A 21,279-nucleotide genomic window follows, 5' to 3' on the forward strand; every position below is an offset into this window, starting at 1 on the left:
AAGATCATGTGCAGACTCTAAGCAGGCAGGACAGCGGGCGACGCGAGCCTTATACTTGCGCGCCCGTTTTACCTACAGGATTGCCCCATGGCCAACGCCCACATCGACCACCACCTCGCCCTGCTCAACCACTTGCGCACCATTCTGGTGGCCCTTGGCGAAGCCGAGCAGATTCTCGATGACAGCCATGCCATGTACCTGGAGCGCTACGACGAACTGCTCAGCGACCTGCCGAGCGATCCGGAAGCCAGCCTCTATCTGGGCCAGGACCTGATCAGCCAGATCTTCCAGCGTTACCCGCAAATCGCCCACCTGGTACCCCGTGACCTGCTGTGGTTCTTCGGCGGCGACTGCCTGCACTTTATGCCCGACGAAGAAATCGAGATGTACCAGACCCTCGAAGAACGCCGCTTCTACGCCCAGGAGAACGACGAGCCCTTCGACTGGAACCAGGAAAAGCAGTTGCTGGCAATGCCCGCCCAGGGCAGCAAGCACTGACAGGCCGGGACACCAGAAACACAAAAGCCCGCTCGGCATCTACCGGCGGGCTTTTTTACATGCTTCAAAAACAGCAGACACAAAAACGCCGCTCAGTGAGCGGCGTTCTTGATTATATGGAGCGGGAAACGAGACTCGAACTCGCGACCCCGACCTTGGCAAGGTCGTGCTCTACCAACTGAGCTATTCCCGCAATACAGCCTGTATCTACAACAAAAATGGCGTCCCCTAGGGGACTCGAACCCCTGTTACCGCCGTGAAAGGGCGGTGTCCTAGGCCACTAGACGAAGGGGACCTTGGAACTTGTCGGCCACCTGCCGAAGCAGATGCCCTTAATCTGGAGCGGGAAACGAGACTCGAACTCGCGACCCCGACCTTGGCAAGGTCGTGCTCTACCAACTGAGCTATTCCCGCTTTATAACAACCCACTTCTTTAAGAAGTGGCGTCCCCTAGGGGACTCGAACCCCTGTTACCGCCGTGAAAGGGCGGTGTCCTAGGCCACTAGACGAAGGGGACACTGCCCGGAATATACACCACTTTATTCCGGCTTTCGCAGGCTAGGCCCTGAGGCATTGCGCTACGAAGTGGCGCGCATTCTATGGAGCCTTGCAGGTATCGTCAACCTCTGTGTAAAAAATTTTATAAATCAATGACTTCAGCCCTGAATATGATGCCGCTCTATCAGCCTCAAGGCTAACGCACTACACTCGAACGAAAACTGGTGTTCGAGAGGCTGCACCCCATGTCCCCACTCGTTATTACCTTAATGATTGTCGCCGGCATCGCCCTACTGATGGCCATCGCCTACATCAATCATATGGTCGAGAACAATAAGCTGGAAAAGGCCCGCCTCAAGGCCGACCTCAACGATCGCCTGCGGCGCAGCGAGGACCTGGCGGAAACCCTGCCCGGTCAGCTGATGACGCCCGCCTTGAAACTTCTGCTCAGCCGCCTGCAGCTGCACTTCGGCGAACGCCTGCTGCCGCTGGACAAGCACAACAGCGCCCTCAAGGCACGCATCGACGAGCTACGCAAACTGATCGCCCTCGGCGAATCGATACCGGTCAACAACCCGCCGCAACAGATCCTTTCCGAGGCCAAGGCCAAGGAAATCCGCTACCAGCTGGAAAGCCTCCATGGCCAGATGACCCGCTCGGCTCAGGAAGGCCTGCTACCGGCCAACGAAGCCAAGCACTGGCTGAAAGAAATTCGCCACATGCTCACCCAGGTGCATATCGAATTCTTCGGCAACCTCGGCCAGCAGGCGCTGCAGCAAGGCCAGCCAGGCCAGGCGCGCCTGGCCTTCGAGCGCGGCGTGCAATACCTGCGCAAACAGAATGACCCTGCCCGCTACCAGAACGAGTTGAAAAAATTCGAGGAGCAGCTGGCCCGTGCCAATGCCATGGTGCTGGACAAAACCCAGCCCGCCGCCGATGAAGCCAGTGAACTGAACCAGGGCCTCGAATCCCTGGAAAGCGAAGAAGACTGGAAGAAAAAGAATATCTACGACTGAGGTCGACGCAGTAACGTCCCCGCCTTCCAACAAAAACGAGACCTGCCCCATGAGCCTGACACTTTACGGTGCCCCGCTGTCACCCTATGTGCGCAAGGTCCGGCTGCTGCTGGACGAAAAAGCCCTGGACTATCAGCTGGAGATTATCCTGCCCTTCGCCCAGCCAGACTGGTACCGCGAACTTAGCCCTCTGGGGCGGATCCCGGCGCTCAAGGATGGTGACTTCAGCCTCGCCGACTCCAGCGTGATTTGCCAGTACATCGAGGACAAGTATCCGCAGTTACCGCCGCTGCTCGGGCAGACTGCCGAACAGCGCGCCCGGGTACGCTGGCTGGAGAAATACGCCGATTACGAGCTGGGGCCCCTGTGTACCTTTACCCTGTTCCGTAACCGCGCCCTGAAGCCCAGCATGGGCCAGCCCTGTGACGAGCAGGCGGTGCAAAAAGCCCTCAGCGGAAAACTGCCGGCACACTTCGACTACCTCGAACAAACCCTGGGCAGCGCCGAGTTTCTGGTCGGCGACAGCCTGACCCTGGCCGACCTGGCGCTGGCTTGCCAGCTGATCAATATGGAACACGGCGACGTGCGACTGGATGCCCAGCGCTGGCCCAACCTGGCCGCGTTCCATGACCGGATCAAGGCGCGGCCATCGCTGCAGAAAGTCCTCCCTGGCGAGCTGCGCACCCTGGCCAAGATGGCCGGCAAGGCCTGAGACCACTCGGGCTCGGGCTCAGCAGTCCGTCAGCTGCAGAAAGATTTCGGCCAAACGCTCGATAGCGGCCTGATCCTGCAGCGAAAAGCGTGCTGGCCTGGGGCTGTCCAGGTCGAGTACGCCGATCAAGCGCCCGTCCTTGACCAGTGGCAGCACCAGCTCGCTGGCGGTAGCGCTGTCACAGGCGATATGCCCGGCAAAGGCATGCACATCCTCCACCCGCTGGCTCTGCCGGGTGGCCGCCGCCATGCCGCACACCCCGCGACCGAAGGGAATCCGCACGCAGGCCACCCGACCCTGAAAGGGCCCCAGCACCAGCTCCTCACCACGGGCCAGGTAGAAACCGGCCCAGTTCAGATCAGCCAGCTCCTGAAACAGGAACGCGGAAAACTGCGCGGCATTGGCAATAAAGTCGCGCTCATCGGCCAGTAGCGCCTGCAATTGCGCAAACAATAGCGGGTAGCCATCGAGCCCCCGACCACTCTGTTGCAGATCAATCATCGTCTTGACTCAAAAGTTGCAGACCGACCCAGTCCCGAGCGAACTGATAGGCGCAGCGGCCATTGCGATTACCACGCCCCAAAGCCCAGCGTATTGCGGTCTTTTCCAGGGCCTCGCTCCACTCCCAGCTCAACCCGGCCTGGGCGGCATGCACCTCGACCCAGTGACGCACCACGGCGAGAAAGTGCTCCTGGGTAAAGGGATAGAACGACAGCCACAGGCCGAAACGGTCGGACAGGGCAATCTTGTCTTCCACCGCCTCATTGGGATGCAGCTCGCCATCGACCCGCTGCCAGTTCTCGTTGTCGCTTTCCTTCTCCGGCAGCAGGTGGCGGCGGTTGGAGGTGGCATACAGCAGCACATTGTCCGGCGCGCGCTCCAGGGAGCCATCGAGCACGGTCTTCAGCATGCGGTAATCGCCCTCGCCGGCTTCAAACGACAGGTCATCGCAAAACAGCACGAAACGCTGCGGCAATCCCGCCAGCTGTTCGACCACCCGCGGCAGGTCGGCCAGATGATCGCGCTCGATCTCGATCAGGCGCAGTCCCGCCGCTGCCTGCTCGGTCAGCAGCGCCCGCACCAGGGACGACTTGCCCGTACCCCGCGCGCCCCAGAGCAGCGCGTGGTTGGCCGGCAGGCCACGGATAAATTGCCGGGTATTACGCGCCAGCTGCTCGCACTGACGATCCACCCCGATCAGGTCGCTCAGGCGCAGGTCGAGACTGACCTCAAGCGGTTGCAGATAACCGCCACGCCCTTCGCGCTGCCAGCGGGCCGCCAGGCTCTGCTGCCAGTCGATTGCACTGCGTTGCACCGGCAACCAGGGCTCGAGCCTGAGCATCAGCTGCTCGGCTCCCTGTAAAAAAGTGCTCAAACGGGAATCCACGACACACTCCAGAATATTCAGGGCAACCCAGGGGCTGCCATCAAGTAAAACAGATGGGCTATGCTTGGCAGGCGATTCACACGAGAACGACCAGCCCATATGGATATTGCGTTAACCCAACGCCTGTCATTCAAGCAGGCCGGCCTGACCGTGTTGGTGGCGTTTATCCTCGGCACAGCGCTCAGCGTGCTGCAGGTCGGCATCGATTATGCCAGCGAAGATGCCTCCATCAATCGCGAGGTTAATGCGCTGCTGGAGATCAGCCACAACCCGGCTGCGCGGATCGCCTACAACATCGACGCCGAACTGGCCCAGGAACTGGTGCTGGGTCTACTGCGCTCGCCGGCGGTCATCAGCGCCGAGATCATCGACAACAACCAGCTGACCCTGGCCACGGTCAACCGCCCGGCCATGGAAAGCCGCTACCGGGTGCTCAGCGACCTTATGTTCGGCCCGCGCCGGCACTTCGAAACCGCCCTGTTCGTCAGCCACTCCCCCAGCGAGGCCCTCGGTAACCTGAGCCTGGAAGTGGACACCTACGCCTTCGGCAGCCACTTCCTGCGCCGCTCGCTGCTCACCCTGCTGACCGGTTTCGCCCGCAGCCTGCTGCTCTCGCTGATCCTGCTGGTGATGTTCTATTTTATGCTGACCAAACCGCTGACCGGCTTTATCAGCGCCCTCAGCGAGCGTGACCTGCGCAGCCCCAAGGCCAGCAGGCTGCCCTACCCGCCCAACCATGAGCGCGATGAAATCGGCGTGCTGGTCGATGTAACCAACCGCCAACTGAGCAGCATCGCCAGCGAGATCGAACAGCGGCAACAGGCCGAAAGTCGCCTGACCCAGTACCTGGCGCAGCTGGAAGACGTGGTGTCGGCACGCACCGCCGAACTGGAAGCCACCAACACCCGCCTGCTCGACTCCAACCGCGAGCTTGAACAGGCGCGCCGCACCGCCTTGGACATGGCCCAGGCGCGCTCGGCCTTTCTGGCCAATATGAGCCATGAAATTCGCACCCCACTCAACGGCCTGCTGGGCATGCTCGCCCTGTCCCTGGATGGCCCACTGAACAACGAGCAGCGCCAGCAACTGTCGATTGCCCACGACTCCGGCAAGGTGCTGGTGGAATTGCTCAACGACATCCTCGACCTGTCGAAATTCGAGGCCGGCCAGCTCGAACTGGAAAGCATTCCCTTCGACCTCGCCAGCCTGGTCGAAGACACCGCCAACCTGCTCTCGCAAAATGCCGCACCCGGGGTCGAACTGACCTGCCTGATTGATCCACAACTGCCCACCCTGCTGCTGGGCGACCCGACCCGGGTGCGCCAGATCGTCAGCAACCTGCTGTCCAACGCTCTCAAATTCACCCGCTTCGGCCGTGTCGACATCAGCGTCAGCGCCCAACCGCAAGGGGTGCGAATTGTCGTTCGGGACACCGGTATCGGCATCGCCGAGGAAGCCCAGACGCGGATTTTCCACCCCTTCGCCCAGGCCGGGGTCGGCATCACCCGGCAATTCGGCGGCACCGGCCTGGGCCTGGCCCTGACCCGGCGGCTCTGCGAGGCCATGCAGGGGCAATTGAGCCTGGAGACCAAGGAAGGCTTCGGCAGTCAATTCTGCATGGACCTACCGCTCCCCACCCAGGCCAGCATCCAGCAGCTACCCCAGTTGACAGGTCACGTTCTGGTCGTCAGCCCCACCAGCTCGGGCCTCAGCGAACAGCTGGCGCGCCTGCTGCCCGCCTGGGGGCTGAGTTATGTGCACCTGGATCCCGACGCCAAACTGGACGGTCACACCGCCGACCTACTGATCAGCGACTGCCCGCAGCACCTCCAGCAGCTGCGCACGGCGTATCGCCAGCCCATCCTGTTGGTCAGCGCCTACGGCAACTTTCTCTCCGCGGTCCAGGTCCAGGCTCTGGCCCCCATCGAGCAGCTGGCCCGCCCCCTGGCCCGCCAGGCCTTGCTGCAGGCACTGCGGCGCAGCCTGGGGCAGCATGAGCCCAACGCGACACAGCAGCAGCCCGAGCCGGAAAACAGCCGCCAGGCACGGGTGCTGCTGGTGGAGGACAACCCGGTCAACCAGTTGGTGGCCAAGGGCATGCTCGCCAAGCTGGGCTGCGAAGTGCTGCTGGCCAATCACGGCGGCGAAGCCCTCACCGTGCTGGAAACGCAGCAGGTCGACCTGGTGCTGATGGACTGCAATATGCCGGTCATGGATGGCTATGAAACCACCCGCCATATTCGTCAGCACCCCGAGTACCAGCAGCTGCCGATCATTGCCCTGACCGCCAACGCGCTCTCCGACGAACGCGAGCGCTGCCGCGCCGCCGGCATGAACGACTACCTGGCCAAGCCCTTCCGCAAGGAAGAATTGGCCGCCCTGCTCGACCAATGGCTGACTACCAGGGTCAATTGAGGCCTCGTTGCGCGCCGCGCTGCGGCGTCAACGCGCTATAAGCTGATCAAGCAGCACGCCCACCTGACCACGCAGCGCCGCCAGGGCATGCGCATCGACCCCACGTTCGCAGAGCAGTTGCTCCTTCAACGGCATCACCCGCTCGCGCAAGGTGCAACCGGCTGCAGTCAGCCCTAGGTGCATCTCACGCTCATCGCTGGCCGAACGTCGGCGCAGCAGCAGCCCCTGGGCCTCCAGGCGTTTGAGCAGGGGCGTCAGCGTGCCTGAGTCGAGCAGCAGACGCTCACCCAGGGCCTTGACCGTGGGTTGCGCCGGCGGTTGCTGCTGCCATTCCCACAGCACCAGCATGGCCAGGTACTGCGGGTAGGTCAGGCCGAGCTGATCGAGCATCGGCTTGTAGGCACGGATCACCGCCCGCGAGGCGGCGTAAAGCTTGAAGCACAGCTGGTTGTCCAGCTGCAGCCCTTCATCCACATGCAGACTGGCCTGGGTCATTTCAACAGTGCTTCGATCTCGGCAGTCAGGTCTTCGGGCTTGGTGGTCGGGGCGAAACGCTTGATCACCTCACCGTCGGCGCTGAGCAGAAACTTGGTGAAGTTCCACTTGATGCCCTGGCTGCCGAGCAGGCCCGGGGCGTTTTTCTTCAGATTGACGAACAGCGGATGGGCATCGCTGCCATTCACATCAACCTTCTTGAACAGCGGAAAGCTCACGCCGAAGTTCAGCTCGCAGAACTCGCTGATCGCGCCCTCATCACCCGGCTCCTGCTTGCCGAACTGATTGCAGGGGAACCCCAGCACCACCAGGCCCTGGTCCTTGTACTGCTGCCAGACGTTTTCCAGGCCCTTGTACTGCGGAGTGAAACCGCACTTGCTGGCGGTATTGACCACCAGGATGGCCTTGGCGCCGAAGTCGGCCAGGGTTTTCTGCTCGCCTTTGATGGTGGTAACCGGAATATCGAAGAGATCGCTGCTCATGCTTGTCGCCTATGGTGAGTTGAAGTGAACGGAAGATAGCGAGCAATTAAATTGCATGCAATTTAATTAAAGCAAAATAAGGCCCGCTGATAGCGGGCCCGTGCAAATGCATCAAGCGTTCGGCACCAGCTTGAGCGACGCCGAATTGATGCAATAGCGCAGCCCCGTCGGCACCGGCCCATCGGGAAACACGTGGCCCAGGTGCGCGTCACACTTGCTGCACTTGACCTCGATGCGGTGCATGCCATGGCTGAAATCGTCCAGGCTGGCGATCGCCTCCGGGTTCACCGGCTGGAAATAGCTGGGCCAGCCACTGCCGGAATCGAACTTGGCCGCCGAATCGAACAGCTCGGCACCGCAGCAAGCGCAGAGATAGATGCCCGGCACCTTGCTGTCGTGGTATTCGCCGGTAAAGGCGCGCTCGGTACCGCCCAGGCGGCACACATGAAATTGCTCATCGGAAAGCTCTTCGCGCCAGCTTTCCAGGGGTTTTTCCAGCTTGTCCAAGGGCACAGTCCTCAATAGAAAAATCGCCGAGAGCGATCTTAACGTCGCGTAGCAACGGCCCGCAGGGTGGCGGCCATGGATGGCACGCCACAAAAACGCCGGGAGCGTTTTTGCGCGCAAACCCCGAAGGGGTAAAGCACATGGATGTGCTGAGCGCAAAAAAGCCCGACCAGTACCTTTGCCAAGGTCGGGCCGCCACGTATCATTCGACCCCAGTCTGTCACCGGCGTTACAGCCTGCCAAGGCTCGCCAGATCGAGTCTTTTACAGGGTAATTCAGCGGCGTTTCACCATTCGGGATTCCTTACATGCAGTTCAGCAAATCGAACAAGCTGGCCAACGTCTGCTACGACATTCGCGGGCCGGTGCTCAAGCACGCCAAACGCCTGGAAGAGGAAGGCCACCGCATCCTCAAGCTGAATATCGGCAACCCGGCACCGTTCGGTTTCGAGGCACCCGAGGAAATCCTCCAGGATGTGATCCGCAATTTGCCCACCGCCCAGGGTTACAGCGATTCCAAGGGCCTGTTCAGCGCGCGCAAAGCGGTGATGCAGTACTACCAGCAGAAGCAGGTGGAAGGCATCACCATCGAGGACATCTACCTCGGCAACGGCGTCTCCGAGCTGATCGTGATGGCGATGCAGGCGCTGCTCAATAACGGCGACGAAGTGCTGATCCCAGCCCCCGACTACCCGCTGTGGACCGCCGCCGTGGCCCTGTCCGGCGGCAAGCCGGTGCATTATCTGTGCGACGAGCAGGCCGGCTGGTTCCCCGATATCGCCGATATGCGCGCCAAGATCACCCCGAATACCAAGGCCCTGGTGCTAATCAACCCGAACAACCCCACCGGCGCGGTGTACTCCAAAGAAGTGCTGATGGATATCGTCGAACTGGCGCGCCAGCACAACCTGGTGCTGTTCTCCGATGAGATCTACGACAAGATCCTCTACGACGAAGCCGTGCATATCTGTACCGCCTCCCTGGCCCCGGACGTGCTCTGCCTGACCTTCAACGGCTTGTCCAAATCCTACCGCGTGGCGGGCTTCCGCTCCGGCTGGGTGGCGATTTCCGGGCCCAAGCACCGCGCCCAGAGCTATATCGAAGGCATCGATATCCTCGCCAATATGCGCCTGTGCGCCAACGTGCCGAGCCAGCATGCGATCCAGACCGCCCTCGGCGGCTACCAGAGCATCAACGACCTGGTGCTGCCCAACGGCCGCCTGCTGGAGCAGCGCAACCGCACCTGGGAGCTGCTCAACGACATTCCCGGGGTCAGCTGCGTCAAGCCCATGGGCGCGCTGTATGCCTTCCCCAAGATCGACCCGAAGGTCTGCCCGATCCACAACGACGAGAAATTCGTTCTCGATCTGTTGCTCTCGGAAAAACTGCTGATCGTTCAGGGCACCGCGTTCAACTGGCCGTGGCCGGACCACTTCCGCGTGGTCACCCTGCCGCGGGTGGATGAGCTGGAAATGGCCATCGGCCGTATCGGCAGCTTCCTCAAGACCTACCAACAGTAAGCGGAGAACGCCATGAGCCAGGGCAAACGCTACCTGCTGACCGGGGCCAGTTCCGGCATCGGTGCCGCCCTGGCCCGCGAGTTGGCGGCCAAGGGTTACGACCTGGCGCTGGCCGCGCGCCGCGAAGACAGCCTGCACCTGCTCGCCGCCGAGCTGCAGGCACGCTTTAACCGCAAGGTGGTAGTGCTGCCGCTGGATGTCACCGATTACGCCGCCTGCCAGGACGCCGTAGGCCTGGCCGCCAACCTGCTTGGCGGGCTCGACGGCCTTATCGCCAACGCCGGCATCGCCCTGACCGGCAAGGCCGGTGGCGGCCACTTCGAACGCACCCGCCTGACCCTGGAAACCAACCTGATCGGTGCCATCGCCTGCCTGGATGCCGCCTGTGCGTATTTCCGCCAACAGGGCCACGGCCACCTGGTCGCCGTCGCTTCAGTGGCCGGCACGCGCGGCCTGCCCTATACCGCCGGCTACTCGGCGAGCAAGGCCGGGCTGATCAACTATATGCAGGCCACCCGCGCCGAACTGCTGGGCAAGAACATCGACACGACCCTGCTGCTGCCGGGCTTTATCGATACGCCGCTGAACAGCGATATGGCCAACCGGCCGTTTCTGATTGATGTCGAGCGCGGGGCCCGGCTGATCGCCCGGCATATCGACAAACGCGCCGCGAGCGCCTATGTCCCGGGCTGGCCCTGGGCCCTGCTGGGCCGTCTGCTGCCCTACCTGCCCACCTCGCTGATTGGCAAATTCTGATGGACCTGCAGATCGACGAGTTCTACAAGGACGCGGCCGCCGGCCTGCTGAGCCTTTACCAGGTATTTCCACGCAAGGCCGCGCTGTATGTCGAAGACCTGATCGGCCGCGAGGAGCCCGACGAATTCGGCCTGCCCACGCCACGCCATCAAAGCTGCCTGGGTGCCCTGCTATGGCTGGCCGAGGAAGGCTATATCCGCTTCGACTCGACCATCGGCTACGACGCTCTGGACCAGGCGGTTCTCTCAGAAAAGGGCTTTCTACGTCTGACCCGAGCCATACCCCATGCCCTGCGCGAGGGCGAGGCCTTGCCACCCAGCGTGCGCCGGGTACATGCCACCCTGGCCTTCCAGCTACGCGAAGCACTGGGACAGCGCCACGGCGAACGCATCTCGCGTCTCAGCCGCTTGCTGTTCGAGAGCAGCCTGAACGGCGCAAGCGACATAGTTTGAAATAGTCGCCAGGTTGAAGTGCTGGGGGGTGCGCCCTTATATAGCCGGCATAACCAATAGTGGTTGTTGAAAAACCAGGCGAAGCAGCCGAAACAGGGTTTTCAGCAACCTGATAGATCTTTCCCGTGAGGAGTCTCAATACACCATGATGCGCATTATGCTGTTCCTGGCCACCAACATGGCGGTGTTGATCATCGCCAGCATCACCCTGAAGTTGCTCGGGGTCGACCGTTTTACCGGCCAGAACTATGGCAGCCTGCTGGTTTTCTGCGCCGTGTTCGGTTTCGCCGGGTCGCTGATTTCGCTGTTCCTGTCCAAGTGGATGGCGAAGATGAGCACCAAGACCGAAATCATCACCCAACCGCGCACCCGTCACGAACAGTGGCTGCTGCAGACCGTGGAAGAGCTGTCCCGCGAAGCCGGGATCAAGATGCCGGAAGTGGGTATCTTCCCGGCCTATGAGTCCAACGCATTCGCCACCGGCTGGAACAAGAACGACGCCCTGGTAGCCGTCAGCCAAGGCCTGCTGGAGCGCTTCTCGCCTGATGAAGTACGCGCCGTACTGGCCCACGAAATCGGCCACGTAGCCAACGGCGACATGGTCACCCTGGCGCTGATTCAGGGCGTGGTGAACACCTTTGTGATGTTCTTCGCACGGATCTTCGGCAATTTCGTTGACAAGGTGATCCTGAAAAACGAAGACGGCCCGGGCATCGGCTACTTTGTTGCGACCATCTTCGCCGAGCTTGTTCTGGGCATCCTGGCCAGCATCATCGTTATGTGGTTCTCGCGTAAGCGCGAATTCAAGGCCGACGAAGCCGGCGCACGCCTGGCCGGTACTGGCGCGATGATCGCCGCCCTGCAGCGCCTGCGCGCCGAACAGGAAGTACCGGTCACCATGCCTAACAGCCTGACCGCCTTTGGCATCAACGGCGGTCTGAAGAGCGGCCTGGCCGGCCTGCTGATGACTCACCCGCCACTGGAAGTGCGCATCGAAGCCCTGCGTCAGCGCGGCTAAGTACAACGCAGACGAAAAAGGCGGCCCACGGGCCGCCTTTTTCTTTTCCGGCTTCAGGCCTTACACAAGCGGTACACCCGCTCATCCAGGCGTTCAAGGCCGCGCTTGAGAAACTTCCAGTTGTCGCCCAGCACATCACCGCACGCTAGCTCCTGCAACTGCCAGGTGGACGCAAACAGGCGCTGCACCTCGCTATCGGCCACGGCAAAGGGTGGCCCATCCATTTGCGTCTGCTCGTAGTCCAGGGTCACCAGCAAGCCCTGACAATCCGGCGGCAGGATGGCCGCAAGGTGCGCGACATAGCGCGCACGCATCTCTGGCGGCAGCGCAATCAGCGCCGCGCGGTCATACAGGCCCTGACACTCGGCAACCTGCTGTGGCGTAAGCGCAAAGAAGTCGCCGCAGTATATCTCCAGCGCCTCACATCGATAGACCCGAAAGCCACATTCCTCGCTGATCACCGGCTCTAGCTGGTGTTCGGAGAAAAAATCCTCCACCGCCTTCTGCGCCAGTTCGACCCCACACACCCGATAACCCTGGCCGGCCAGCCAGAGCATATCCAGGCTCTTGCCGCACAAGGGCACCAGCACCCGCGAGCCTTGCGCCAAGGCCAGGTCGGGCCAATAGCGCTGCAGGTAGGGATTGACCTCGGATAAATGAAAACCTATTTCGCTGCGCGCCCAACGCGCCTGCCAGAATTCCGCGTGCATATCGACTCCGAGGCATATTTATCGACCAATCCTGCCGGAAAGCGCCGAACAAGACCAACCGACCATCGGCCAGGCCGGATCAATCTACCAGCCCGATTAAAAAACCCGGATATTTGCGCTTTTATGGCCGTATTGACTGATAGATGATGAACGCATTCGATCAGGAGAACGCCATGTTACCCAGCCTGTTTATCTCCCACGGCTCACCCATGCTGGCCCTGCAACCCGGCGCCAGCGGCCCTGCCCTGGCTCGCCTGGCCAGCCAACTGCCCAAGCCACGCGCCATTGTGGTGGTTTCGGCGCACTGGGAAAGCCGCGAGCTGCGGGTAGGCAGCGCGGTGCAACCGCGAACCTGGCATGACTTTGGCGGTTTCCCGCCCGAGCTCTATCAAGTGCAATACCCAGCGCCTGGTAACCCAGCGCTGGCGGCGGAAATAATCCAACTGCTGGCCGCAGCCAACCTGCCAGCCCAGCTCGATGCCGAACGACCGCTGGATCACGGGGCCTGGGTGCCACTGACGCTGATGTACCCGCAGGCCGATATTCCCGTGGTGCAGGTCTCGCTACCCAGCCAGCACGGCCCGGCCTTGCAACGCCAGGTTGGCCAGGCACTGGCCGGCCTGCGCGCACAGGGCGTGCTGCTGATCGGTTCAGGTAGCATCACCCACAACCTCGGTGAAGTGGACTGGCACGCAGGCCCTGAGGTCATAGAGCCTTGGGCCCAGGCGTTTCGCGACTGGATCGTCGCGCAGCTGGAAAGCCAGAATACCGCGGCCCTGCAGGACTACCGCCGGCAAGCCCCCTTTGCGGTGCGCAACCACCCCAGCGACGAACACCTGCTGCCGCTGTTCTTCGCCAAAGGTGCAGGCGGACAGTTCAGGGTCGAACACAGTGGTTTCACGCTTGGCGCACTGGGGATGGATATCTACAGTTTCAGCTGAGTCGCCTCAGCCCTTATCGCGGACAAGTCCGCTCCTACCTGGCCTGCCTACAGGCCAGCAGGTAAACCTGGCGGGCAAGCGCTAAGGCGCAAAACTCAACACATAAAAAAGCCCCGCACTAGGCGGGGCTTTTTTATTCAGCGAAGAATCAATCTTCGCGATAACGACGCAGCTTCAGTGGCTTGCCACCGACGCGGGTGTCTTTCAGCTTGGTCAGCAGACGCTCGAGGCCTTCTTCCGGCAGCTCGACCAGGCTGAAGCTCTCGCGCACCTGGATGCGGCCGATGGCTTCACGGACCAGGCCGCCTTCGTTGAGGATGGCACCGAGCAGGTTCTTCGCAGCGATACCGTCACGAGCGCCCAGGGCGGTACGGCAACGGGCACGGCCTTCGGCCAATGGCACCGGAGCACGACGCTCGCGGCTGCCATCACGCTCAGGACGATCAGGGCGATCACCGCCACGGTCACTGCGCTCGCTACGCTCACGCGGGCCACTGCTGTTCGGTACCAGCGGTTGATCACGCTCAACTTCAGCCAGGGTCAGCGCTTGGCCATTGGTGGCCTTGCGCAGCAGGGCTGCGGCCAGGGCACGCGGGCTGCAACCGATGTCGGCAGTCAGACGATCAAGCAGCTCACCGTGGCTGGCTTCGGCATCAGCAACCAGCGGAGCCAGGCTGTTGGTGAGTTTCTTGATACGTGCGTCCAGCACCTGCTTGGCGTCTGGCAGCTTGACTTCGCCAACCTTCTGCCCGGTGACACGCTCGATCACTTGCAGCATGCGGCGCTCGCGCGGCGTCACCAGCAGCAGGGCGCGACCGGTACGACCGGCACGACCAGTACGGCCGATACGGTGGACGTAGGATTCCGGATCGTAGGGCATGTCCACGTTCATCACGTGGGTGATGCGCGGCACGTCGAGGCCGCGAGCGGCAACGTCGGTGGCGATTACGATGTCCAGACGGCCATCTTTCAGCGAGTCGATCACGCGCTCACGCTGGTTCTGCGCGATGTCACCGTTCAGTGCGGCAGCCTTGTAGCCCTTGGCTTCCAGCGCGGCGGCCAGATCCAGGGTGGCTTGCTTGGTGCGTACGAAACCGATCAGCGCGTCGAACTCTTCGACTTCCAGCAGACGCAGTACGGCGGCGTGCTTCTGGTCGGCGTGAACCATCAGATGCACCTGCTCGATGGCAGTTACGGTCTGGGTTTTGGTTTCGATCTTGACGTGCTTGGGGTCACGCAGGTGTTTTTCGGCGATGGAACGGATCGAGTGCGGCAGAGTGGCAGAGAACAGCACGGTCTGACGGCTTTCCGGCATGGCCTTGAAGATGACTTCGAGGTCATCCATAAAGCCCAGCTTGAGCATCTCGTCGGCTTCGTCGAGTACCAGGTGCTGAATGGTCGACAGCACTTTCTCGTCGCGACGCAGGTGGTCAACCAGACGACCCGGGGTGGCCACAACAATCTGTGCGCCATTGCGGATGGCCTTGAGCTGCGGGCCCATCGGCGCACCGCCGTAAACGGCGATAACACTGACGCCCGGCATTTGCTTGGCGTAGGTTTCAAAAGCGGTGGCAACCTGCAGCGCCAGCTCACGGGTCGGAGCCAGGATCAGCGCTTGTGGCTGACGCTTGGCCGGGTCGATGCGGCTGAGGATTGGCAGGGCGAAGGCAGCGGTTTTACCGGTACCGGTCTGCGCCTGGCCGATCATGTCGTGGCCGGCGAGGATTACTGGAATCGCTTGAATCTGAATAGCCGAAGGCTCTTCATAGCCAGTGGCAATTACAGCAGCGAGAACATTGGGGTGTAGATCGAGAGCGGCGAAGCCGCCGATTTCCTGGGTCATGGGTCTGCCTCTAGTGCATCCGCAAAGACCCATGTTCCAAAGCTGCGCATGCCGTGTAAGACCCGAGAGTCACCCTGGCAGCCATGTCGGCGGGGATTTGCGAAAACGTGTGATAAATGAATCGTCAAGGATAGTCCGCAAAACGGACTAACTGCCAAAGTTAACCTTCGGGCGAGTTGTACTACCTGAACGTGGCCATGAATTGACCGGCGCGCACTATACCGGAAAACCTGGCCGATGTGCCTGCTTTTCCGCACACAGACCTGAAATAAAGCATAAATAACGCCTATAGCGTGCCATACGGTCATGCTCTGATAGCCTGCAGCTGCCATGCTGTAACGGCTTCACGCCCCAGCCTACCAACTGCGCATAAGGACTCCCTGCCATGACCCAAAGCACCAGCGGCCGCGTCAGCCGTGAAAAACGCGGCCCGATCATGTTGATCGGCCTGGACCGAGCGAGCAAACGCAACGCCTTCGATATGCCCATGCTCGATGACCTGTGCCTGGCCTACGGTGAGTTCGAGCGCGACAGCGAGGCGCGGGTGGCGCTGGTATTTGCCCATGGTGAGCACTTCACCGCCGGATTGGACCTGGCCAACGTGGCGGCGCAGTTTGCCGCCGGCTGGAAGATTCCCGAGGGCGGCTGCGACCCCTGGGGCGTATTCGGCGGGCCGCGAGTGAGCAAACCGGTAATCGTGGCCGCACAAGGCTACTGCTACACCATCGGTATCGAACTGATGCTCGCCTCGGATATCAACCTGTGCGCCAGCAACACCCGCTTCGCCCAGATGGAAGTGCAACGCGGGATCTTCCCCTTCGGCGGGGCCACCCTGCGCATGCATCAAACGGCCGGCTGGGGCAACGCCATGCGCTGGCTGCTGACTGGCGATGAGTTCGATGCTCACGAAGCCTATCGTCTGGGCTTTATCCAGGAGGTTGTCGCCAGCGAAGAGTTGCTGCCCAAAGCGCTATGGCTCGCCGAACGCATCGCCGCCCAGGCACCGCTAGGCGTGCAGGCCACCCTGGCCTCGGCACGTCAGGCCGTGGTCGAAGGCCCGACAGCCGCAGCCGCCAGCCTGCACCCCACCGTGACCCGCCTGATGGCCAGCGCAGATGCCCAGGAAGGCGTCAAAGCCATGCTCGAACGCCGCCCAGGCGACTTCAAGGGGCGTTGAAGAGCACTGAGCTGCCAACCCGTAGGGTGCGCCGTGTGTGCACCAGGAACCTCTGGCCTGCGCCGGTGCGCACGGCGCACCCTACCCATCCGGCACCTGCTTAGGTCGCCGGGCGTAGCGCCTGTATTAACGACCTCAGTGAATAACCCAGCCGCGGGGCCAGCAGTTCGTCGCGGCGCAGCAACTCATCCTGATCAAGCTGCTGGTCAAGGTCCGCCGGCACCAGCAGCACCACGTTGCCTTCCTTTACCGGGCACTCCCAATAATGCCGATGGTAGAGGCCGCGCAATAGCGGTGCGCCAAGCGGTTTGCCATCGTTGCCGGCCCACTGGTTGATAATCAGCCAGCCGCCGGGGTTGAGCTGCTTCTGGCAGTTCTCCAGAAAGCGCCAGGCCAGATGCCCGGTCGCAGGACCATGGTCGGTATACAGGTCGACAAACAGCAGATCGGTCTTTTCCGCGCTTTCCAGCAGCTCCAGGGCATCGCCGATGCGGATGGTCAGGCGCGGATCATCGACCAGGCCCATATGCTCCATGGCCAAGCGCGGCACATCGGCGCGCAGCTCGATCACTTCGACATCTTCCAACGGCAGAAACCGCAGGCAGGCCTGGGTCAGGTTGCCGGCACCGAGGCCGAGAAACAGCGCGCTTTCCGGGTGTTCATGGCACAACGCGCCGAGCAGCATGGCGCGGGTATAGTCGTACTCCAGCCAGCTGGGGTCCGGCATATACACGCAGCTCTGCTCGATCGCTTCGCCGAACTCGAGAAAGCGGTAAGCACCCATTTCGACTACCTGGATCACCCCGAAGGCATCGTGCACTTCGGCGATCAACAGCGGGTCCGGCATCTGACCGACCGGGGGTAAACCTGGCATCCACCACTCTCCACCATGACATCCCCGACCATTTCGGCCAGGGGAAAGGCGCTAATTGTCATTGAGGCACCCTCCCCTGGTCACGCGATAATTTGCCGCAGTCGGGAGCGCCGAGTTCGTCGTTATGCGGCTACAACAATAAAAACAAATATCGAGGTTTGCCATGTACGCCATTATCGGTGCCGGCCCCATGGGGCTGTGTACAGCACGTCAACTGCACAAGCACGGCATCGACTTTGTCGGTTTCGAACTGCACGCGGATGTCGGCGGCCTGTGGGACATCGAGAACCCGCACAGCACCATGTACGACTCGGCGCACCTGATTTCCTCCAAGGGCACCACCCAATTCACTGAATTTCCGATGCGTGCCGAGGTGGCCCCCTACCCGCACCACAGTGAAATGCGCCGCTATTTCCGCGACTACGCCGAGCACTTCGGCCTGTATGCGCATTACCAATTCAATACCCGTGTGGTGGCAATCCAGCGCCTGGACAAAGGCTGGAAGCTGATCAGCGAGCAGGACGGCGTGCAGCGTGAATGGCTGGTCGACGGCGTGCTGATGGCTAATGGCACCCTGCACACGCCCAATCAGCCGGCGCTGCCTGGCGCGTTTACTGGCGAGCTGATGCACTCCAGCGACTACCGCTCAGCAGCGGTGTTCGACGGCAAGCGCGTGCTAGTGATCGGCTGCGGCAACTCGGCCTGCGATATCGCCGTGGACGCCGTGCACCGCGCCGCCTCGGTGGACCTGTCGGTGCGCCGTGGCTATTACTTCCTGCCCAAATTCACCCTCGGCCGACCGACCGATACCCTCGGCGGCGCGATCAAGCTGCCGCGCCCGCTCAAGCAGTTTCTCGACAGCCTGCTGGTGCGCGCATTGGTCGGCAAGCCGTCGCAATACGGCCTGCCCGACCCGGATTACAAACTCTACGAATCACACCCGGTGATGAACTCCCTGGTGCTGCATTACCTCGGCCATGGCGATATCAAGGCGCGCCGCGATGTGGCCAAGGTCAACGGCCTGCAAGTGACCTTCAGCGATGGCGAACAAGCTGAGTACGATCTGATTCTGCAAGGCACCGGTTACAAGCTCGACTATCCCTTTATCGACCGCGCGCACCTCAACTGGCCGAGTAGCGCCGGCGCGCCGCAGCTGTACCTGAATGTGTTCCATCCCGAGTACGACGACCTGTTTATGCTGGGCATGGTCGAAGCTTCGGGCCTCGGCTGGCAGGGCCGCGACGAGCAGGCCGAGCTGGTGGCGCTGTATATCAAGGGGCTGCAGGCTGGCAGCCAGGCGGCCAGGGACTTCCAGGCGCTCAAACGCGAACGGGCGAGCATGCGTCTGGACGGTGGCTACCAGTACCTGCAACTGGAACGCATGGCCTACTACGTGCACAAGGACAGCTATCGTCAGAGCATCGCGCAGCACAGCAACAGCCTGCGCGCCGGTCTGGCGGCGCTGCCCGCTGCCGCCAGCCGCACTGTTGAAGGAAGCCCGTGATGGAGCCGGTGAATATCCAGTTCGACCCCAGCAGCCTGGTGCTGATCAACGTCATCGTCGCGCTGATGATGTTCGGCGTCTCTCTGGAGCTGCGCCTGGATGACTTCAAACGCATCGTCCGCGAGCCCAAAGCGCCGCTGATTGGCCTGTTCGCACAGTTTGTCCTGCTGCCGGCGCTGACCTGCCTGGCCTGCTGGGCGCTGCGCATCGAGCCGATGCTGGCCCTGGGCATGATGCTGGTGGCCGCCTGCCCCGGCGGCAGCTTCTCCAACATCATGACCTGGATGGCCCGTGGCAATGTGGCGGTATCGGTCAGCATGACTGCGGTATCCAGCCTCGCCGCCAGCGTGCTGACGCCGCTGAACTTCGGCTTTTATGCCTGGCTGAATCCGCTGACCCGCCCGCTGCTGACTGAAATAGCCATGGACCCAGTCAGCCTGCTACTCTTGGTAGTGCTGGTGCTCGGCCTGCCGTTGATCGCCGGCATGTGGATCGGCCGGCGTTTTCCCAGCCTGTCACTCAAGGTGGAAAGGCCGCTACGGATCTTTGCCCTGCTGGTGATGCTGGCCTTCGTCACCCTGGCCTTTAGCCGCAACTTTGACCAGTTTATCGCCCACTTCCACCTGTTTTTCTGGCTGGTGGTGGCGCACAACGCCCTGGCCTTGGCGGTGGGTTACGGCTGCGCACGACTGTCCGGCCTACCGGCAGCGGATCGGCGGGCGATCACCCTGGAGGTGGGTATCCAGAACTCGGCCCTGGGCCTGGTGATCATCTTCACCTTCTTCCCCCAGGCCAGCGGCATGTTGCTGATTGCCGCGTTCTGGGGCTGCTGGCATTTGGTCAGCGGCCTGACCCTGGCCTTTATTTGGTCACGTCGGCCACCCGCAAGCCTGCCGCTAACACCTGCGGCACTGGCCAGCGCTGGAGAAAAATAATGCACAGCGTATTGATTACCGGGGCCGCCAGCGGCCTCGGCTGGCAGCTTGCACGCGGCTATCACGCAGCGGGTTACCAGCTGCTGCTCACCGATATCAACGCCAGCGGCCTGAGCACACGGGTTAATGAACTGGGCGCAGAACGGGTAATCGGGCTGGCCGGCGATATCACTGACCCGGCCCTGCATCAGCAATTACTGCAGATCTGCAGCGAGCGCTTCGGCGGCCTCGATATGCTGATCAATAACGCCGGCATCACCCACCGCTCGCCCACCCTGCAGACCGACCCAGCCGTATTTCGCAAGGTCATGGCAGTCGATTACCAGGCCCCCGTGGAGCTGACCCTGAGCGCCCTGCCGCTGCTGCGCCAGAGCCGTGGGCAGATCATCGTCATCGGTTCCATGGCCGGCTGGATGCCGGTGCTGGGCCGCGCCGGTTATTGCGCGGCGAAAAGCGCCCTCGGCCAGTTCTTTGAAGTGCTGCGCGCTGAGGCTGCCCGCGACGGCATCCGCATACTGCTGGTGTACCCGAGCTTTCTCGATACACCCATTGAACAGAACGCCCTGGGCGGCGACGGCCGCCAGGCGCAACACGGCCGCTCGACCATCGGCCAGGTGCGTAGCGCCGAGTGGATGGCCGCGCAGATTCTCCAGGCCCAGGCGCAAGGCCGCGAACGGCTATTTCCCGACCGTGGCAGCTGGCTGGCCAGCCTGCTCTGGCGCATCGCCCCCGGTTTTTACTACCGCAAGATGAGCGCCCGCTTCGCCGCGGAGATGGGCTGATGGATGTTATCTGGCTGACGCTGGCCGGTTTTATTCTGCTGGCTTACACCCTGGAAGCGATCACCGGTTTCGGCAGCATCGTTATCGCCTTGTCGCTGGGTGCCCTGTTTCTGCCCATTGACCAGTTGCTGCCAGTACTGGTGCCGCTGAATATCTGTATGACCGGCTACCTGGTCTGGCGGCATCGGCAGATGATCGACCGCGGCCTGCTGCTGAGCATGATCCTGCCAGGCATGGTCGTCGGTACCCTGATCGGTTACGCCCTGCTGCCCTGGCTGGACGCCGCCCTGGCCAAGCGTCTATTTGGCGCGTTGGTGCTGTGGTTTGCCGCCCGCGAACTGTGGCGTTTGCGTCATGCTGCCGCGCAACCCGTCAGGCCGATGTGGCTAAACCGTCTGCTTAGCCTGTGCGCTGGTATCAGCCACGGCCTGTTTGCCTCCGGCGGCCCGCTGCTGGTGTTCGCCCTGGCCGGCACCCAGCTGGACAAGGCTCGCCTGCGCGCCACCCTGGTCACGGTCTGGTTCAGCCTTAACAGCCTGTTGACGGTGGCCTTTCTGCTCGACGGCCGCCTACTGCCCGCACTGCCGCAAGTCGCCAGCTATGCGCCCTTACTGCTGATCGGCGTGTGGCTGGGTGAGCGCCTGCATCGGCGCTTTAACGAACAGCATTTCCGTATCGTCATCTATGGCCTGCTACTGGGTACTGGGGCTTTGCTAGTGACTGCCTAGGCCTTATGCAATCGCTCTATCGCGGCTATC

22 protein-coding genes and 4 tRNA genes are annotated in these 21,279 nt (G+C 62.0%); 14 read left to right on the top strand and 12 right to left on the bottom strand.

Annotated elements, in window-relative coordinates:
• Window positions 1–87 precede the first annotated feature (87 nt).
• A complete protein-coding gene (locus tag VMP31_RS20995; RefSeq protein WP_325509650.1) occupies window positions 88–498 on the top strand; it encodes a PA2817 family protein in 411 nt (136 codons plus the stop codon).
• Between the two features lie 117 nt (window positions 499–615).
• Here the strand turns inward: VMP31_RS20995 and VMP31_RS21000 are convergent.
• The 4 genes from VMP31_RS21000 to VMP31_RS21015 form a co-directional block, all read right to left on the bottom strand.
• Window positions 616–691, bottom strand: a tRNA-Gly gene (locus VMP31_RS21000).
• 26 nt (window positions 692–717) lie between these two features.
• Window positions 718–793, bottom strand: a tRNA-Glu gene (locus tag VMP31_RS21005).
• A 43-nt stretch (window positions 794–836) separates the two neighbouring features.
• A tRNA-Gly gene (locus VMP31_RS21010) sits at window positions 837–912 on the bottom strand.
• A 27-nt stretch (window positions 913–939) separates the two neighbouring features.
• Window positions 940–1,015: transfer RNA gene (locus VMP31_RS21015), tRNA-Glu, on the bottom strand.
• A 226-nt stretch (window positions 1,016–1,241) separates the two neighbouring features.
• Here VMP31_RS21015 and VMP31_RS21020 point away from each other — a divergent pair.
• Together VMP31_RS21020 and VMP31_RS21025 are read left to right on the top strand one after the other, a co-directional pair.
• Window positions 1,242–2,012: a hypothetical protein gene (locus VMP31_RS21020; RefSeq protein ID WP_325509651.1), complete on the top strand. Its 771-nt coding sequence runs from the start codon at window positions 1,242–1,244 to the stop codon at window positions 2,010–2,012.
• A gap of 49 nt (window positions 2,013–2,061) precedes the next feature.
• Window positions 2,062–2,724 (top strand): glutathione S-transferase family protein, encoded by a 663-nt coding sequence (locus VMP31_RS21025; protein WP_325509652.1) that lies wholly within the window; start codon window positions 2,062–2,064, stop codon window positions 2,722–2,724.
• 18 nt (window positions 2,725–2,742) lie between these two features.
• Here VMP31_RS21025 and VMP31_RS21030 read toward each other — a convergent pair whose 3' ends face one another.
• Both VMP31_RS21030 and VMP31_RS21035 read right to left on the bottom strand, forming a co-directional pair.
• Window positions 2,743–3,225, bottom strand: coding sequence for a GAF domain-containing protein (locus VMP31_RS21030; RefSeq protein ID WP_325509653.1), 483 nt, complete (start codon window positions 3,223–3,225; stop codon window positions 2,743–2,745).
• Window positions 3,218–4,111 (bottom strand): ATP-binding protein, encoded by an 894-nt coding sequence (locus VMP31_RS21035; protein ID WP_325509654.1) that lies wholly within the window; start codon window positions 4,109–4,111, stop codon window positions 3,218–3,220. The genes VMP31_RS21030 and VMP31_RS21035 overlap by 8 nt, the downstream gene beginning before the upstream one ends.
• A gap of 99 nt (window positions 4,112–4,210) precedes the next feature.
• Here VMP31_RS21035 and VMP31_RS21040 point away from each other — a divergent pair, with 99 nt between their 5' ends.
• Window positions 4,211–6,526: a hybrid sensor histidine kinase/response regulator gene (locus VMP31_RS21040; RefSeq protein WP_325509655.1), complete on the top strand. Its 2,316-nt coding sequence runs from the start codon at window positions 4,211–4,213 to the stop codon at window positions 6,524–6,526.
• 27 nt (window positions 6,527–6,553) lie between these two features.
• Here VMP31_RS21040 and VMP31_RS21045 read toward each other — a convergent pair whose 3' ends face one another.
• The 3 genes from VMP31_RS21045 to msrB all read right to left on the bottom strand — a co-directional run bounded on the left by VMP31_RS21045 (window position 6,554) and on the right by msrB (window position 8,010).
• Window positions 6,554–7,021: a MarR family winged helix-turn-helix transcriptional regulator gene (locus VMP31_RS21045; protein ID WP_325509656.1), complete on the bottom strand. Its 468-nt coding sequence runs from the start codon at window positions 7,019–7,021 to the stop codon at window positions 6,554–6,556.
• Complete coding sequence (locus tag VMP31_RS21050) at window positions 7,018–7,503, bottom strand: glutathione peroxidase (protein WP_325509657.1); 486 nt, start codon at window positions 7,501–7,503, stop codon at window positions 7,018–7,020. The genes VMP31_RS21045 and VMP31_RS21050 overlap by 4 nt, the downstream gene beginning before the upstream one ends.
• 111 nt (window positions 7,504–7,614) lie before the next feature.
• Window positions 7,615–8,010, bottom strand: coding sequence for a peptide-methionine (R)-S-oxide reductase MsrB (gene msrB, locus VMP31_RS21055; protein WP_325509658.1), 396 nt, complete (start codon window positions 8,008–8,010; stop codon window positions 7,615–7,617).
• 307 nt (window positions 8,011–8,317) lie between these two features.
• On the opposite strand from msrB, the gene VMP31_RS21060 reads away from it, so the two are divergent.
• The 4 genes from VMP31_RS21060 to htpX all read left to right on the top strand — a co-directional run bounded on the left by VMP31_RS21060 (window position 8,318) and on the right by htpX (window position 11,755).
• A complete protein-coding gene (locus VMP31_RS21060) occupies window positions 8,318–9,529 on the top strand; it encodes a pyridoxal phosphate-dependent aminotransferase (RefSeq protein WP_325509659.1) in 1,212 nt (403 codons plus the stop codon).
• Window positions 9,530–9,541: 12 nt separating this feature from the next.
• Entirely contained in the window at window positions 9,542–10,285 is a 744-nt protein-coding gene (locus VMP31_RS21065) for an SDR family NAD(P)-dependent oxidoreductase (protein WP_325509660.1), read from the top strand.
• Window positions 10,285–10,737 (top strand): hypothetical protein, encoded by a 453-nt coding sequence (locus VMP31_RS21070; RefSeq protein ID WP_325509661.1) that lies wholly within the window; start codon window positions 10,285–10,287, stop codon window positions 10,735–10,737. The genes VMP31_RS21065 and VMP31_RS21070 overlap by 1 nt, the downstream gene beginning before the upstream one ends.
• 145 nt (window positions 10,738–10,882) lie before the next feature.
• Entirely contained in the window at window positions 10,883–11,755 is an 873-nt protein-coding gene (htpX, locus tag VMP31_RS21075; RefSeq protein ID WP_325509662.1) for a protease HtpX, read from the top strand.
• Window positions 11,756–11,808: 53 nt separating this feature from the next.
• Here htpX and VMP31_RS21080 read toward each other — a convergent pair whose 3' ends face one another.
• Window positions 11,809–12,465: a thiopurine S-methyltransferase gene (locus VMP31_RS21080; protein ID WP_325509663.1), complete on the bottom strand. Its 657-nt coding sequence runs from the start codon at window positions 12,463–12,465 to the stop codon at window positions 11,809–11,811.
• Between the two features lie 173 nt (window positions 12,466–12,638).
• Here VMP31_RS21080 and VMP31_RS21085 point away from each other — a divergent pair, with 173 nt between their 5' ends.
• Window positions 12,639–13,406: a class III extradiol ring-cleavage dioxygenase gene (locus VMP31_RS21085; protein ID WP_325509664.1), complete on the top strand. Its 768-nt coding sequence runs from the start codon at window positions 12,639–12,641 to the stop codon at window positions 13,404–13,406.
• Between the two features lie 148 nt (window positions 13,407–13,554).
• On the opposite strand, the gene VMP31_RS21090 is transcribed toward VMP31_RS21085, so the two are convergent.
• Window positions 13,555–15,282: a DEAD/DEAH box helicase gene (locus VMP31_RS21090; RefSeq protein ID WP_325509665.1), complete on the bottom strand. Its 1,728-nt coding sequence runs from the start codon at window positions 15,280–15,282 to the stop codon at window positions 13,555–13,557.
• Window positions 15,283–15,634: 352 nt separating this feature from the next.
• On the opposite strand from VMP31_RS21090, the gene VMP31_RS21095 reads away from it, so the two are divergent.
• Entirely contained in the window at window positions 15,635–16,426 is a 792-nt protein-coding gene (locus VMP31_RS21095; RefSeq protein ID WP_325509666.1) for a crotonase/enoyl-CoA hydratase family protein, read from the top strand.
• Window positions 16,427–16,526: 100 nt separating this feature from the next.
• On the opposite strand, the gene VMP31_RS21100 is transcribed toward VMP31_RS21095, so the two are convergent.
• Window positions 16,527–17,300: a spermidine synthase gene (locus VMP31_RS21100; RefSeq protein ID WP_325509667.1), complete on the bottom strand. Its 774-nt coding sequence runs from the start codon at window positions 17,298–17,300 to the stop codon at window positions 16,527–16,529.
• Between the two features lie 163 nt (window positions 17,301–17,463).
• On the opposite strand from VMP31_RS21100, the gene VMP31_RS21105 reads away from it, so the two are divergent.
• The 4 genes from VMP31_RS21105 to VMP31_RS21120 are packed head-to-tail and all read left to right on the top strand — an operon-like array spanning window position 17,464 to window position 21,249.
• Window positions 17,464–18,804, top strand: a complete 1,341-nt coding sequence (locus tag VMP31_RS21105) for a flavin-containing monooxygenase (protein ID WP_325509668.1) — start codon at window positions 17,464–17,466, stop codon at window positions 18,802–18,804.
• On the top strand, window positions 18,804–19,739 hold the full coding sequence (locus VMP31_RS21110; RefSeq protein WP_325509669.1) for a bile acid:sodium symporter family protein: 936 nt from the start codon (window positions 18,804–18,806) through the stop codon (window positions 19,737–19,739). The genes VMP31_RS21105 and VMP31_RS21110 overlap by 1 nt, the downstream gene beginning before the upstream one ends.
• Entirely contained in the window at window positions 19,739–20,521 is a 783-nt protein-coding gene (locus tag VMP31_RS21115; protein ID WP_325509670.1) for an SDR family NAD(P)-dependent oxidoreductase, read from the top strand. The genes VMP31_RS21110 and VMP31_RS21115 overlap by 1 nt, the downstream gene beginning before the upstream one ends.
• Window positions 20,521–21,249: a sulfite exporter TauE/SafE family protein gene (locus VMP31_RS21120; protein ID WP_325509671.1), complete on the top strand. Its 729-nt coding sequence runs from the start codon at window positions 20,521–20,523 to the stop codon at window positions 21,247–21,249. The genes VMP31_RS21115 and VMP31_RS21120 overlap by 1 nt, the downstream gene beginning before the upstream one ends.
• Window positions 21,250–21,279: the final 30 nt, after the last annotated feature.

Source organism: Pseudomonas sp. (genome assembly GCF_035512415.1).
Lineage (GTDB): Bacteria > Pseudomonadota > Gammaproteobacteria > Pseudomonadales > Pseudomonadaceae > Aquipseudomonas.

What these genes read in the sequence shown, in the direction of transcription:
- VMP31_RS21070 (WP_325509661.1), top strand. Translation starts at nt 10,285, where the DNA reads ATGGACCTGCAGATCGACGAGTTCTACAAGGACGCGGCCGCCGGCCTG.
- VMP31_RS21045 (WP_325509656.1), bottom strand. Translation starts at nt 7,021, where the DNA reads ATGACCCAGGCCAGTCTGCATGTGGATGAAGGGCTGCAGCTGGACAAC.
- VMP31_RS21095 (WP_325509666.1), top strand. Translation starts at nt 15,635, where the DNA reads ATGACCCAAAGCACCAGCGGCCGCGTCAGCCGTGAAAAACGCGGCCCG.
- VMP31_RS21020 (WP_325509651.1), top strand. Translation starts at nt 1,242, where the DNA reads ATGTCCCCACTCGTTATTACCTTAATGATTGTCGCCGGCATCGCCCTA.
- VMP31_RS21080 (WP_325509663.1), bottom strand. Translation starts at nt 12,465, where the DNA reads ATGCACGCGGAATTCTGGCAGGCGCGTTGGGCGCGCAGCGAAATAGGT.
- VMP31_RS21040 (WP_325509655.1), top strand. Translation starts at nt 4,211, where the DNA reads ATGGATATTGCGTTAACCCAACGCCTGTCATTCAAGCAGGCCGGCCTG.
- VMP31_RS21090 (WP_325509665.1), bottom strand. Translation starts at nt 15,282, where the DNA reads ATGGGTCTTTGCGGATGCACTAGAGGCAGACCCATGACCCAGGAAATC.
- htpX (WP_325509662.1), top strand. Translation starts at nt 10,883, where the DNA reads ATGATGCGCATTATGCTGTTCCTGGCCACCAACATGGCGGTGTTGATC.
- VMP31_RS20995 (WP_325509650.1), top strand. Translation starts at nt 88, where the DNA reads ATGGCCAACGCCCACATCGACCACCACCTCGCCCTGCTCAACCACTTG.
- VMP31_RS21030 (WP_325509653.1), bottom strand. Translation starts at nt 3,225, where the DNA reads ATGATTGATCTGCAACAGAGTGGTCGGGGGCTCGATGGCTACCCGCTA.
- VMP31_RS21060 (WP_325509659.1), top strand. Translation starts at nt 8,318, where the DNA reads ATGCAGTTCAGCAAATCGAACAAGCTGGCCAACGTCTGCTACGACATT.
- VMP31_RS21085 (WP_325509664.1), top strand. Translation starts at nt 12,639, where the DNA reads ATGTTACCCAGCCTGTTTATCTCCCACGGCTCACCCATGCTGGCCCTG.
- VMP31_RS21065 (WP_325509660.1), top strand. Translation starts at nt 9,542, where the DNA reads ATGAGCCAGGGCAAACGCTACCTGCTGACCGGGGCCAGTTCCGGCATC.
- VMP31_RS21120 (WP_325509671.1), top strand. Translation starts at nt 20,521, where the DNA reads ATGGATGTTATCTGGCTGACGCTGGCCGGTTTTATTCTGCTGGCTTAC.
- VMP31_RS21050 (WP_325509657.1), bottom strand. Translation starts at nt 7,503, where the DNA reads ATGAGCAGCGATCTCTTCGATATTCCGGTTACCACCATCAAAGGCGAG.
- VMP31_RS21115 (WP_325509670.1), top strand. Translation starts at nt 19,739, where the DNA reads ATGCACAGCGTATTGATTACCGGGGCCGCCAGCGGCCTCGGCTGGCAG.
- VMP31_RS21025 (WP_325509652.1), top strand. Translation starts at nt 2,062, where the DNA reads ATGAGCCTGACACTTTACGGTGCCCCGCTGTCACCCTATGTGCGCAAG.
- VMP31_RS21110 (WP_325509669.1), top strand. Translation starts at nt 18,804, where the DNA reads ATGGAGCCGGTGAATATCCAGTTCGACCCCAGCAGCCTGGTGCTGATC.
- VMP31_RS21100 (WP_325509667.1), bottom strand. Translation starts at nt 17,300, where the DNA reads ATGCCAGGTTTACCCCCGGTCGGTCAGATGCCGGACCCGCTGTTGATC.
- VMP31_RS21105 (WP_325509668.1), top strand. Translation starts at nt 17,464, where the DNA reads ATGTACGCCATTATCGGTGCCGGCCCCATGGGGCTGTGTACAGCACGT.